The organism is Flavobacterium oreochromis (genome assembly GCF_019565455.1).
Taxonomy (GTDB): Bacteria; Bacteroidota; Bacteroidia; order Flavobacteriales; family Flavobacteriaceae; genus Flavobacterium; species Flavobacterium oreochromis.
On the sequence record NZ_CP067377.1, the window covers coordinates 627,578 to 640,185 of the forward strand.

General features: G+C 30.2%; 12 protein-coding genes, 1 tRNA gene and 2 pseudogenes. 4 read left to right on the plus strand and 11 right to left on the minus strand.

The genetic code is table 11. The features are described from left to right. The first annotated feature begins 4 nt into the window (after positions 1 to 4). On the plus strand, positions 5 to 1,018 hold the full coding sequence (locus JJC03_RS03020) for a M36 family metallopeptidase (RefSeq protein ID WP_309597781.1): 1,014 nt from the start codon (positions 5 to 7) through the stop codon (positions 1,016 to 1,018). A gap of 141 nt (positions 1,019 to 1,159) precedes the next feature. Here the strand turns inward: JJC03_RS03020 and JJC03_RS03025 are convergent. Continuing rightward, positions 1,160 to 2,928, minus strand: a pseudogene (locus JJC03_RS03025) (1-deoxy-D-xylulose-5-phosphate synthase). Positions 2,929 to 3,080: 152 nt separating this feature from the next. Between JJC03_RS03025 and JJC03_RS03030 the strand changes: the two are divergent. Continuing rightward, entirely contained in the window at positions 3,081 to 3,521 is a 441-nt protein-coding gene (locus JJC03_RS03030) for a nucleoside deaminase (protein WP_088397632.1), read from the plus strand. A gap of 106 nt (positions 3,522 to 3,627) precedes the next feature. Here the strand turns inward: JJC03_RS03030 and JJC03_RS03035 are convergent, their stop codons facing one another. The 5 genes and pseudogenes from JJC03_RS03035 to aspS form a co-directional block, all read right to left on the minus strand. Continuing rightward, a complete protein-coding gene (locus JJC03_RS03035; protein WP_014166123.1) occupies positions 3,628 to 3,825 on the minus strand; it encodes a cold-shock protein in 198 nt (65 codons plus the stop codon). A gap of 76 nt (positions 3,826 to 3,901) precedes the next feature. Beyond that, the gene (locus JJC03_RS03040) at positions 3,902 to 4,444 is read right to left on the minus strand and encodes a DinB family protein (protein WP_088397633.1); all 543 of its coding nucleotides are present in this window, start codon (positions 4,442 to 4,444) and stop codon (positions 3,902 to 3,904) included. Between the two features lie 29 nt (positions 4,445 to 4,473). Then, on the minus strand, positions 4,474 to 5,028 hold the full coding sequence (locus tag JJC03_RS03045; RefSeq protein WP_088397634.1) for a Crp/Fnr family transcriptional regulator: 555 nt from the start codon (positions 5,026 to 5,028) through the stop codon (positions 4,474 to 4,476). Positions 5,029 to 5,088: 60 nt separating this feature from the next. Then, positions 5,089 to 5,253, minus strand: a complete 165-nt coding sequence (locus JJC03_RS03050; protein ID WP_235873960.1) for a hypothetical protein — start codon at positions 5,251 to 5,253, stop codon at positions 5,089 to 5,091. A 422-nt stretch (positions 5,254 to 5,675) separates the two neighbouring features. Then, positions 5,676 to 7,431: pseudogene (gene aspS / locus JJC03_RS03055) on the minus strand (aspartate--tRNA ligase). Between the two features lie 144 nt (positions 7,432 to 7,575). On the opposite strand from aspS, the gene JJC03_RS03060 reads away from it, so the two are divergent. After that, positions 7,576 to 7,824 carry a hypothetical protein gene (locus JJC03_RS03060; RefSeq protein ID WP_235873961.1) on the plus strand — a complete coding sequence of 83 codons (249 nt, stop codon included), beginning with the start codon at positions 7,576 to 7,578 and terminating at the stop codon, positions 7,822 to 7,824. A gap of 158 nt (positions 7,825 to 7,982) precedes the next feature. Then, positions 7,983 to 8,555: a TlpA family protein disulfide reductase gene (locus tag JJC03_RS03065; RefSeq protein WP_235873962.1), complete on the plus strand. Its 573-nt coding sequence runs from the start codon at positions 7,983 to 7,985 to the stop codon at positions 8,553 to 8,555. A gap of 537 nt (positions 8,556 to 9,092) precedes the next feature. Here JJC03_RS03065 and JJC03_RS03070 read toward each other — a convergent pair. The 5 genes from JJC03_RS03070 to JJC03_RS03090 all read right to left on the minus strand — a co-directional run bounded on the left by JJC03_RS03070 (position 9,093) and on the right by JJC03_RS03090 (position 12,532). Then, a tRNA-Asp gene (locus JJC03_RS03070) sits at positions 9,093 to 9,166 on the minus strand. Between the two features lie 84 nt (positions 9,167 to 9,250). Further along, positions 9,251 to 10,177: a DUF58 domain-containing protein gene (locus JJC03_RS03075; protein WP_088444432.1), complete on the minus strand. Its 927-nt coding sequence runs from the start codon at positions 10,175 to 10,177 to the stop codon at positions 9,251 to 9,253. Between the two features lie 75 nt (positions 10,178 to 10,252). After that, on the minus strand, positions 10,253 to 10,570 hold the full coding sequence (gene trxA, locus JJC03_RS03080; protein ID WP_088397639.1) for a thioredoxin: 318 nt from the start codon (positions 10,568 to 10,570) through the stop codon (positions 10,253 to 10,255). 163 nt (positions 10,571 to 10,733) lie between these two features. Beyond that, positions 10,734 to 11,594 carry an outer membrane beta-barrel protein gene (locus JJC03_RS03085; RefSeq protein ID WP_088397724.1) on the minus strand — a complete coding sequence of 287 codons (861 nt, stop codon included), beginning with the start codon at positions 11,592 to 11,594 and terminating at the stop codon, positions 10,734 to 10,736. Between the two features lie 248 nt (positions 11,595 to 11,842). Continuing rightward, positions 11,843 to 12,532, minus strand: a complete 690-nt coding sequence (locus JJC03_RS03090) for a DUF6252 domain-containing protein (RefSeq protein WP_088397640.1) — start codon at positions 12,530 to 12,532, stop codon at positions 11,843 to 11,845. Between the last annotated feature and the right edge of the window lie 76 nt (positions 12,533 to 12,608).

Sequence of the window (12,608 nt, forward strand, 5' to 3'; positions counted from 1 at the left end):
CCAAATATTAAAAACAGAAAATAATGTTAATGTAGTATTTGAGAATACAAATTCGTATATCTACGCTGATGGTGATTTTGATAATGGTATCATAGCACATGAATATGGACATGGAATATCAACAAGACTTTCAGGCAATTGTTTAAATAGTTCCGAACAAATGGGAGAAGGATGGTCTGACTGGTTTTGGTTAATGATGCAAATAAAACCTCAAGACAAAGGAACTGATTTAAAAGCCATTGGAACTTTCACAACAAACCAATTAACTAATGGTAAAGGCATTAGAAAATACCCTTATACAACAAATATGTCTATTAATCCTTATACATATGCAGATTTAAATAAAATGTGGTATTTAGATCCAACTGATAAAGAAGAAAAAATTAACGTTCATGCTATTGGAAGCGTTTGGGCTACTATTTTATGGGATTTAACATGGGCTTACATTAACAAATATGGTTATGACAGTAACATTTACAATGGTACAGGTGGAAATAATAAAGTAATGAAAATTGTACTAGATGCGATTAAAATTGATGGCTGTTCACCAAGTTTTATTACTGGTAGAGATGCTATTTTAGCCGCAGATCGGGCAACAACTGGAGGTCAAGATTATGAATTAATTTGGAAAGTATTTTCCAGAAGAGGAGTAGGTTATAGCGCTTCATCAGGTACAAGTAATACCGGTGTTCAAGGAATAAAAGACAACCCAACTTCTTTACACACAGACCTCCCTCCTGATATTGTTTTAAATAATGAAAATTTTATTTCAAACAACTTAATTAATGTTTATCCTAACCCTTCCAATAATGGTTTTATAAATATTTCTTTCGACCGAACGATGACTGATTTAACATTAAAAATTAATGACATTAACGGACGAATTGTTTATTCTAGAGATATTAACAATAGTAATGAATTAGAATTAATAGACTTAAATTATTTACAAAAGGGATTTTACATCCTTAATCTAAAAAGTCAAAACGTTCACTTAACTAAAAAAATAGTACTAGAATAATTTAAATTTACAAAATAGAGAAACTGTTTAAAAAGTTGAGAATAAATTTACATTTAAAATATAAAAAGTATTCATTTCTATATAAAACTTTATATTTTTTTAGTTTCGCCGAAAAACTCATAAACTTTTTAAACCGTTTCTTTACATATATAATTTAAATAACTCACAGAGACTTTCTGAATCAATTCTACTTATTTTATGTAATTCAAGAACTGTACCCTGCTCTATAAATTCGTCTGGCACTCCTATTTTCTTTATAGGAATTAAATAATTATTTTCTAAAAAAAATGAACTTACAAGGGATCCAAATCCTCCATTAAGGCACCCTTCTTCAACGGTAATAATTTGAGTATAATTTTGTGCTATCTCATGCAAAACAACCTCATCTAAAGGCTTAACAAAGGGGAAATGATAATATGAAAAAAAAGCTGTCTCTAACTTATCAAAAGCTTTCATTACATTATTACCAATAGTTCCTGTAGATAAAACGGCTACTTTTCTCCCTTTACGTAATTGTAGTGCTTTCCCAATTGCTATCTTTTCAAATGGCAGTTCCCAATTTTCAATAAATCCTCTACCTCTTGGATAACGAATGGTTACAGGTTTATCAAGAGTTAATTGAAAAGTATACATCATATTCGGAGTTCTATCTCATTTAGGGGTGCCGCAACGATAAGATCAGGAATACAACTTAAATATGCAATATCATATAAACCATGATGAGTTGCCCCATCCTCTCCTACAAAACCTGCTCTATCTAGACAAAAAATAAGGGGCAGCTTTTGCAACGCTACATCATGAATAACTTGATCATACGCTCTTTGTAAAAAAGTAGAATATACATTACAAAAAACAATCATCCCTTGTGTTGCCATACCTGCGGAAAAGGTTACTGCATGTTGCTCGGCAATACCTACATCAAAAGCACGTTTTGGAAAAGCTTCCATCATAAATTTCATTGAACTACCTGATGGCATAGCTGGAGTTACTCCTATAATTCTATCATTATTTTTAGCTAACGCTACCAATGTTTTCCCAAAAACATCTTGAAATTTAGGAGGTAATCCTTCTTCTTCTTTTGGATATATTTTACCTGTTTCAGGATCAAACTTACCTGGCGCATGATATTTTACCTGATTTTGTTCTGCTAATTGTAATCCTTTCCCTTTCGTCGTTATTACGTGTAGGATCTTAGGTCCTTTTATTTTTTTTAATCGTTCAAATTCAGAAATCAACAATTCAATATCATGTCCATCAATAGGACCTGAATAATCAAAATTTAAAGCTCTAAATATATTATTTTCAGTATGGAGTTTTCCTTCTTTTATAGATGTTAAATACTCTTTCAAAGCCCCTACACTGGGATCAATACCTATAGCATTATCATTCAATACAACTAAAATATTAGCATCTGTATCACCTGCATGATTTAATGCTTCAAAAGCCATTCCTGAAACTATAGAAGCATCACCAATGACAGCTATATGCTGTCTATCTATATCTCCTTTTATTTTAGAAGCCATAGCCATTCCTAGGATTGCAGAAATAGAAGTAGAAGAATGACCTACTCCAAAAGCATCATACTCACTTTCAGAACGTTTAGGAAAACCTGAAATACCATTCAGATCTCGGTTAGTATGAAATAAATCTTTCCTTCCTGTTAGAATCTTATGTCCATAGGCCTGATGTCCAACATCCCAAACTAATAAATCTTCCGGAGTATTAAAAACATAATGCAAAGCAATTGTTAATTCAACCACTCCTAAGCTTGCTCCTAAATGACCTTCTTTTTGTGAAATAATGGTAATTATAAAATCACGCAATTCTTTTGCTAATAAAGGTAATTGTGAAATTTTTATTTTTTTTAAATCTGAAGGAGAATATATTGATTCTAACATTTTACTTTTCATAAAAAGCAAAGTTAAGTTTTTAAAATAAATTATTTTAATTCCATCAAATCTTCTAGTACAATATTTAGATAAGCTTTAACACTTCAAGAGGTTATGATCACAACTTTAGTAGCTCTAGATAAAAATCATTACAAAATTGTATTTTTGCTTTTATGGAAAACATATTTACTGACGAATATTTTATGAAAAAAGCTTTACAAGAGGCAGAGATAGCTTTTAACAAAGGTGAAATCCCTGTTGGAGCTGTAATTGTTGTAGACAATCGGGTGATTGCACGAAGTCATAATCTTACTGAAATGCTAAATGATGTTACAGCACATGCTGAAATGCAAGCTATAACTGCTTCTGCAAATTTTTTAGGAGGAAAATATCTAAAAGGTTGTACTTTATATGTTACACTAGAACCTTGTCAGATGTGTGCAGGTGCCCTATATTGGAGCCAAATTTCAAAAATTGTTTATGGAGCATCTGACGAACAAAGAGGATATAAAACAATGGGAGCTAAATTACATCCTAAGACATTAGTCGTATCGGATATTATGAAAGATGAATGCACTCGTTTAATGAAAGATTTTTTTAAAAAAAAGAGATAAAATTATAACTTACGCACTTCTTAGTACAGTATTTTTTTAAAAACAGACAATAAAAAACCGCCCCGAAAGGAGCGGTGTAACATTCGGTAATCTAAAATAATATATATTATTCGATAACAACTACATTAGTAGCTACTTTACCTTTACGTCCGTCTTCTTCGTTGTACGAAACTTTTTGTCCTTCTTTAAGTTCTTTACCACCTGTTGCAGTAATGTGAACAAAGATGTCTGATCCAGTCTCGTCGTTTGTAATGAATCCAAAACCTTTAGACTCTACAAAAAATTTCACTTTGCCTGTTAGCATTTTAAAAAAAATAAAAAATTAATAATTATCAAAGATAGACTTTTTACCGAGATATCAAAGTCTTATATTCAAAAGTTTATGGATTTATTTTTTGAGCCTGAGCAATATGGCGCTCATCATGATTGACAATAAAACGAAAAATATCACCTAATTGTATCGTTAACCAAGGAACTATACTAATCTTTATCCTTTCTCTTTCAAGATTTACTTCTTTTGCCCTCTCTAATAAATGTAATAGTTGATTTTGATGTTCTAAAAACCTATCAATTGTAGATATATCTAAGGATATTCCTAGAGGGTTTTTATCTTTAAAAGTTTTGATTTTACTTATCCCTTTAGCAACTAACATACTGTTTGCAAAATAATTTCCCAACCAACCTGAAGTATAATTTATTTTAGGTTTAGAGGTACTTTTAGAAATTATTCTTTCTATTTCAGGTAAATAATAGTCTTCATAAAGATTTAAATGTTCTAAACATTCTAAAATATTCCAAGAAGTCTTTGAATTTCGATGTTGTAAAAAATACAGCTCTTGTCTTTTTAAAATTAAAACATAATTTATATGATCTTGAACTTGTTCCTTTAACTCATTAATTAAATTGATAGTAGTTGTTTTCATAGTAATTATAATTACTACAAATCTCCTATTTATTCTTCTAATTTTTCTTGATATACATCAAGACTTTTTAATCTTGATAAGGTTTCAGGTGACATCCTTAGGTAATTAGCAATTAGTTTATGTGGAATTTCCTGAAAAACATTCGGATTGCGTTTCAAAACTTTTAAATAGCGTTCTTTAGAAGTAGTTAAAAGCAAATCTTTCTCTCTTTCTATTTGTTGAAGAATTAAGTCTTCTAATATTCTATTCCATAATTGAAAGTGTAGAATATCAGCTTGTATAAATTTTTGAAATCTTAGTTTAGAAGTAACTAAAACAGTCGTTTTTTTAATGGCTTGAATATAAAATTCAGTAGGTTTTTCAGAAATAAAGGAATCTAAAGTAACGATAAAGTTATTTTTATATCCAAAACGAATAATTTGTTCATGTTTATTAAAGACGGAAATTTTTAGGCTTCCGTCTTCAATAAAGTATATATTAGTATCAATAATTTCTTTTTCTACTAAAAAGTCATTACGCTTTAACTCTATACTTTTTTCAAAAAGTTCGTGCTCTTTAAAAATTTGATAAAGTTGATTTTGCATGAATAAACTATTTCAAAACACATTTGACTTTAATAGCATTTAAAAAAACAGAAATTACATTTAATACATAAAAGATTTTAAGCTACTATAGGTCTCACTATCTGGCAATTCAAGTATAATTTGATCTCCTTTCACTTTTTCATAAGGCTTTGTAAGAAGTTTTTCATTAGCAATTCCTAATGCTCCATATCTTTTTGCAACAGGATTAAATATAACTTTACGCATACCTTTTGATTCAATATTTAGTGTATTCCACCCATTTATTTGTTCTTTTTTACTATAATGGGTAAACCAACTAAAGTAAAATTTCCTCTAACGTTTAGTTTAGAATCTAACACTAAAGCAGAACAACCTCCATTTCCACAATCTTCATTAAAAAAAACGAAATAATCTTTTTTATTATCATTGTTTAGATCAATTTCACGAAGTACAAATTTTCGCTTTCCTTTGAGACTTTTCTCATAATCTAAACTTGCCCCATTTTTTTTAGCTAATTCAATTTCTCTTTTTTGTAAAAAGAAATTATCTTATTAACAACTTGCTTTTCCTGAGCTTTGAAAGAAAAAGAGAATAATAAAAGTAAAAGTAATGTTAGTTTAGCTTTCATAAATCTTCTTTTAAGTTTATGTTAACCTACAAAAATGGCATTAGTTAATAAGATTAGCCTTAATATACAATTCTTCCAACTGCTTATCGTCTAAAACTGAAGGCGCATCGATCATTACATCACGTCCTGAATTATTTTTAGGGAATGCTATAAAATCACGAATCGTTTCTTGTCCTCCTAAAATAGCTACTAAACGATCTAAACCAAATGCTAAACCTCCGTGTGGTGGTGCTCCATATTGAAAAGCATTCATTAAAAACCCAAACTGGTTTTCCGCTTCTTCTTTAGTAAACCCTAGCAATTCAAACATTTTTGCTTGTAATTCTTTATCATGAATACGAATAGAACCTCCTCCTATTTCATTTCCATTTAATACCATATCATACGCATTAGCTCTAATTTTCCCTGGCTCCGTTTCTATTAAGTGAATATCTTCTGGTTTTGGCGATGTAAATGGGTGATGCATAGCATGGTAACGACTGTTTTCTTCATCCCATTCTAACAATGGAAAGTCTACTACCCACAATGGGGCAAACTCATCTGGTTTACGTAATCCCATTTTATTTGCTAATTCCATACGTAATGCACTTAATTGTGCACGTGTTTTATTTGCCGACCCTGATAATATAAAAATAATATCACCTGCATTAGCCTTAGTAGCTTCCGCCCATTTTTTCAAATCTTCTTGATCATAGAATTTATCTACAGAAGATTTAAATGTACCATCAGCTTCACATTTACAGTATACCATACCTGATGCTCCTACTTGTGGACGTTTTACCCATTCAATCCAAGCATCAATTTCTTTACGAGTAAATGAAGCTCCACCTGGTACTGCAATACCTACCACTAATTCTGCAGAGTTAAAAACGCTAAATTCTTTATGTTGTGCTATCTCATTTAATTCCCCAAACTCCATTCCAAAACGAATATCTGGTTTATCATTACCATACGTTTTCATTGCATAGTCATAAGTAATTCTAGGAAATTTATCTACTTCTATTCCTTTTACTTCTTTTTAACAAATGGCGTGTTAGCCCTTCGAACATATTTAAAATATCTTCTTGCTCTACAAATGCCATTTCACAATCTATTTGCGTAAATTCAGGCTGACGATCAGCTCTTAAATCTTCATCACGGAAACACTTCACGATTTGAAAATATTTATCCATTCCACCTACCATCAACAATTGTTTGAATGTTTGCGGTGATTGTGGCAACGCATAAAACTGACCAGGATTCATACGTGAAGGCACTACGAAATCACGAGCCCCTTCTGGAGTAGATTTAATCAAATAAGGAGTTTCTACTTCACAGAAGCCTTGATTTGATAAATAATTCCTTACTTCCATAGCGACACGGTGACGAAATAATAAGCTATTTTTTACTGGATTACGACGAATATCTAGATAACGATATTTCATACGCAATTCCTCCCCTCCATCTGTATAATCTTCAATAGTAAATGGAGGTAATTGTGCTTGATTTAAAACCGTTAGTTCTTTTACCAAGATTTCAATATCACCTGTAGCTATATTAGGATTTTTAGATTCGCGTTCAATTACAGTTCCTTTGATTTGAACAACAAATTCACGACCTAACGTTTTAGCTAACTCCATTACCGACTTATCAGTACGGCTTTCGTCAAAAATCAACTGAGTAATTCCGTAACGATCACGTAAATCAAGCCATATCATAAAACCTTTATCACGTGATTTTTGAACCCATCCTGCAAGGGTCACTTCTGTGTTGATATGTGACGCATTTAATTCGCCACAAGTATGACTTCTAAACATTGCTATAAAATTTGAATGCAAAAATACTATTTTATAAGATATTTTCTTTTTACTTCACTCACAAATTAACATTATTTTTAAACCTACTCGTAAACAAAAAAATATTTTTGTGTAGTTAACAATTAAATTTCAAAAATTCATACAATGAAAAAATATTTTTTAGGAATACTTACACTAACAAGTATTACGTTTCAGGCTCAAATGAACCTTACTTTTAAAGTAAAAAACAGCCCTACTGATTCTTTATTAGTTATAAATCATGATTTTTCCAAGTGGATTATTGCTGATAAAAATGGAGATTTTAAATCTAAATTAGCAGCAAAAGAAGGTTTTTACATATTAAAACTGGCTGACAAACACACTGAAGTTTACTTAAAAAAGATCATCATTTAACCGGCATATCAGATTATAATAATTTTAAAAAATCATTAGTTTACACAGGAACAAATGCCAAAGAAAATAATTTCCTAGCAAAAAAATTAGCAGCTCAAGATGATAATTATTATGAAGACTTAACAAATTCTTCTAACGAAAATGAGTTACTTGCTAAAATGAACAAAATAAAAGAAACAGCTTTTTCTTTAATAACAAACGACTTACCCAAACCTTTTATTATTTCATTTAAAAAACACACTGAGTCAGAATTAAAAGAAATGTTAGAATACATTAAAGAATCTCTTAAATTAAAAAAATTAAATGGCACTATTTCTCCCACATTTAATTATGAAAACCACAAAGGAGGAACAACAAAACTTGAAAACTTTAGAGGAAAATATGTATATATTGATATTTGGGCCACTTGGTGTGGTCCTTGTCGTGCTGAAATACCATATTTAAAAAAATTAGAGAAGCATTTTCATGGTAAGAATATTGAATTTGTTAGTATTTCTATTGATTCACAAAAAGACCATGATAAATGGAAAAAATTTGTAACAGAAAAACAATTAGGAGGAACTCAATTAATAGCTGATCAAGATTGGAATTCTGATTTTATAAAAGCATATATTGTTAATGGAATACCTAGATTTATATTGATAGATCCAGATGGAAAAATCATAAATATTGATGCTCCAAGACCTTCCTCTGAAGAAATAAAAAACATTTTTAATAATCTTATAAAATAAAAAGAAAGTTTATTAGACCTCTATCAAACGATTAAAACTTTTTTAACTATAACAAGGCTGTCTAAAAGTAAAAATTCAACACATTACTTGTCACTCTAGCCAAAGGAGGATTCCATAATTAATATTATGTAATTTGTTTCACCTATTCAAGCAGAATTCTTGGTTTCTACCTTTGGTTAAAATGGCAAACTACATATTTTTAGAACACCTTGAATCTTTCAATGCAAAAATAAAAGCATTTAGAAGTAAATTTAGAGAAGTGAGAAATATAGAATTCTTCCTTTTTAGACTAACTAATTTATATGCGTAATTTGAGTTCCTCCACAACTTTTGGTATTGATCCGTATTGATCCCCAAAAACAGACCTTCCTTAAGGTGTTATAATAAAAAAAGCTCCCCTAAACGGAAAGCTTTTCATTGGTCTAACTACTAAACCATTCCGATTTTACTCGGAACTAAACAACACAACTAATTTTAAAATCTTTTTTGGGCAAAAAAGCGCTCCGAAGAGCGCTTCTAAAAAATATCCCAATTTCGCGGTCTGGACGGGACTCGAACCCGCGACCCCATGCGTGACAGGCATGTATTCTAACCAACTGAACTACCAAACCTTGTGCGTTATTGCGGTGCAAATATACAACTGTTTTTTTGTTTTACAAGAAAAAAACAGTCTTTTTTTATTTTTTTAAATCAAATCAAATAAACCCCTGCTTTTCAACCAAATAAGATGTCATTATTTTTTCAAATTTTCCTTCAATAGAAACAGGAACATATTTTATCTTATACATAGAACAAGTATTTTGTATTCTTTCAAAATATGAAGTCATCATTTTTTGATATTGCTCGCCCATTCCTTCTCCAAACAAATTAACCTCTTCATTTGTTTCTAAGTCAACAAATTTTCTAGGATGATTATCAAAACTTAAATTAAATTCCGTTTTATAATCAATCACGTGAAAAACCACCACTTTGTGCTTATTATATTTTAAATGTTGCAATGCCTTAAATAAACGATCTTCGTCTTCTATCTGAAACATATCTGTAAAAAGTACAACCATAGAGCGCTTATGTAATTTTTCAGCAATCTGATGAAGATATTTAATAGTATCTGTCTTTTTATAAGCGCGTTTATCTATCAAAAGACGCTCTAATCTATCTAATAACATCCTATGATGTCGTTCACTTCCTTTTTCTGGCGCATAATATTCATAATGATCTGAATAAACACTTAACCCTACAGCATCACGTTGTCTCTTTAACAAATTCATCAAAACAGCAGATGCTAAAACAGAAAAACCTATTTTATTCTGATAAAACAACTGATCTTTTTTAAGCAATGGATAGTGCATAGAAGAAGAATTATCTAGAATTAAATGACAACGCAAATTCGTTTCCTCTTCATAACGCTTTGTATACAATCGATCTGTTTTAGCATATAACTTCCAATCTATATGCTTAGTACTTTCTCCTGAATTATATATTTTATGTTCTGCAAATTCAGCTGAAAAACCATGAAAAGGGGATTTATGCATACCTGATATAAATCCCTCTACTATCTGATTAGCTAAGAGTTCTAAATGCTGAAAACTAGAGATAGTTTTTATTTGAGTTTCTAAATTCATAACTCAAATATACAGAATATCACAAAAAAAGGCCTAACATTTGTTAGACCTTTTAAATACTCTCTTAATATTTTATTATAATAAAGCATCAATTGCTTTAGTATAAGCATCTTTGGGTGCTACACCTACTTGACGACCTACCACTTCTCCATTTTGAAAAATTAAAACAGTAGGAATATTACGTACACCATACTTTGCAGCAAATTCTTGATTGGCATCTACATCTACCTTACCAATTACTGCTTTCCCTTCATACTCTGTTGCAATCTCATCAATAACGGGACCTACCATACGACAAGGCCCACACCAAGTTGCCCAAAAATCTACTAAAACTGGTTTGTCTGATTGTAATACTACTTCATCAAATGTAGCATCTGTAATTGCTAATGCCATGTTCTATCTTTTTAATTGTTACACAAATTTAATACTTTATTTTAATTACAAACACACTTCAATATTATTAATTAAAATAACCCTATAACTAAAATAAATAGAAATCATTCAAAAAAAAAGAGCTACTTTAAAAGTAGCTCTTTTTTTTAAAGACCATAATTAACTAGAAATTGTAACGCATACCTAATGACAAACCAACACCACTGATACTAACATAAGAAGCTAATTCATCTTTTGCTATAGAAGTATTAGTTCCTGTATTAGAACTAGCGTCTAATGTATCAACGTAATTAGAATGTGTTTCTGAATAAGGCAAACTTGGTAACACATTTACACCATTAACATCAAAAACAGTAACTTCTTTGTTTTTCCCTTTTACTGTAAAATTACGATATTCAACTTCCGCAAATGCAGATAAATTATTAGTAATTTTATACGATGTACCAACTGTTGCCATAAAGCCTAATGTTGGTTGAGGTTTTACTACATCTGTTCTATTAATCTGTGGATTATTAGGAATATTCCCAACTCCTTTAGTTTCAATTGTTAAATGACCATAAACAGGAACTATAACACCTACTTTAGTATAAGGCTCAAACTTATTTACTTCTCCTAGATATAATACTAATGAAGGAGATAAATCTAATGCTCTAACAGTACCTTTTCCACTTAAATTATAATAAGCAGGACCTACTATTGTCTCTCTTTCAAACATTGTTTTAGCATTACTCTGATAATAATGAACTCCCATTTCAACGCCTAAACGCTCTGTAAAACGAAAACCTCCAGTTAAATTAGTTCTAAAACCTTCACCAAAAGATCCTGAAATTAATCTTGTTGTTTTAACACCATTAACATTTGACTCACTTACTGGAGCATACCCGTTAACTACTGGAAAATTAGTTGGAACCGTTTGAATAAAATAAGATCCTCCTGCTTTCAAATAAAATCCTCTTTTTGAATCTTGAGCATTAGTAGTTAATGACAAAACTACTGCTCCTAATAACATAAATTTTTTAATCATTTCTTTAATAATTAAGTTAATTACATAATTTTGGAAATCCCAAAAATCATCTGTTGTGATATTACAAACAAAAACCAACAACAAATGTTATTTAATAGCAAATATATTCTAAAAAACGTTTTATAAAAACAATTTATTCAAAAAACCCTAAACAAAAAACCTTAATTGTTTTAAGTATTTAATAATCATTTAGTTTGATAGTTCAAAAAAATCCTACTTAACTACTTAACAATACTAATATACAAATTTTATTTTGAAAGAGGAATTTTATAAAAAACACCTTCCTTACCAGTTATAGTTAAACCTGAACTAGTACTAAAAGCTGTAAATGTAAAAGTACCAGAAATAGTTACCCCTGTATTTTCAGTAATAACAATTTGACCACCACTATTAGCTATTCGATCAATTTTAAGTTGAGCATCATTATTACCGCCATTAACAGTAACTAAATCCCCTACTTTATAATCTTTTCCAGGATTTGCCAAAACAACTTCAGAAATCAGACCTTTTGAATCTACTTCTATATTCACCTTCAACCCACTACCCGATCCTCCTGAAACACTCACTATATTTCCAGCAAGATATCCTGTACCTCTATTAACAACTTCCATTTGACTAACAGGTCCTTTCCCTATTCCTGTAGAAAAACTTTCTGTATTTTGACCAACACCTGTATAAATAACTATTCCATTTTGATTAATTGTACCTAATGGATAAGTCCCTACTTCACTATTATTAATTTGAAGTTTCAAATTATGAGTAGACGAATTCCCTTCCAAAGTCAATATTCCTGCGGAATTTATTTTAGCTATTTTACTATTCGCTTTCCACAAACTATTACCTATAGTAACTTGAAACGCAGGATCATTAAAAGCAACATCGTCTTGACAAGAGATTCCAAACAATGAAAGCAAAAAAAGGCATGTAATATTTCTCATTTTCAATTTTATAAAACACAAAAGTAACAGATATTAATTCAATATGTATTGATCTATTTTCAAAAAGAAAACATTT

What these genes read in the sequence shown, in the direction of transcription:
- JJC03_RS03030 (WP_088397632.1), top strand. Translation starts at nt 3,081, where the DNA reads ATGGAAAACATATTTACTGACGAATATTTTATGAAAAAAGCTTTACAA.
- JJC03_RS03035 (WP_014166123.1), bottom strand. Translation starts at nt 3,825, where the DNA reads ATGCTAACAGGCAAAGTGAAATTTTTTGTAGAGTCTAAAGGTTTTGGA.
- JJC03_RS03040 (WP_088397633.1), bottom strand. Translation starts at nt 4,444, where the DNA reads ATGAAAACAACTACTATCAATTTAATTAATGAGTTAAAGGAACAAGTT.
- JJC03_RS03045 (WP_088397634.1), bottom strand. Translation starts at nt 5,028, where the DNA reads ATGCAAAATCAACTTTATCAAATTTTTAAAGAGCACGAACTTTTTGAA.
- JJC03_RS03050 (WP_235873960.1), bottom strand. Translation starts at nt 5,253, where the DNA reads ATGCGTAAAGTTATATTTAATCCTGTTGCAAAAAGATATGGAGCATTA.
- JJC03_RS03060 (WP_235873961.1), top strand. Translation starts at nt 7,576, where the DNA reads ATGAAAAAATATTTTTTAGGAATACTTACACTAACAAGTATTACGTTT.
- JJC03_RS03065 (WP_235873962.1), top strand. Translation starts at nt 7,983, where the DNA reads ATGAACAAAATAAAAGAAACAGCTTTTTCTTTAATAACAAACGACTTA.
- JJC03_RS03075 (WP_088444432.1), bottom strand. Translation starts at nt 10,177, where the DNA reads ATGAATTTAGAAACTCAAATAAAAACTATCTCTAGTTTTCAGCATTTA.
- trxA (WP_088397639.1), bottom strand. Translation starts at nt 10,570, where the DNA reads ATGGCATTAGCAATTACAGATGCTACATTTGATGAAGTAGTATTACAA.
- JJC03_RS03085 (WP_088397724.1), bottom strand. Translation starts at nt 11,594, where the DNA reads ATGATTAAAAAATTTATGTTATTAGGAGCAGTAGTTTTGTCATTAACT.
- JJC03_RS03090 (WP_088397640.1), bottom strand. Translation starts at nt 12,532, where the DNA reads ATGAGAAATATTACATGCCTTTTTTTGCTTTCATTGTTTGGAATCTCT.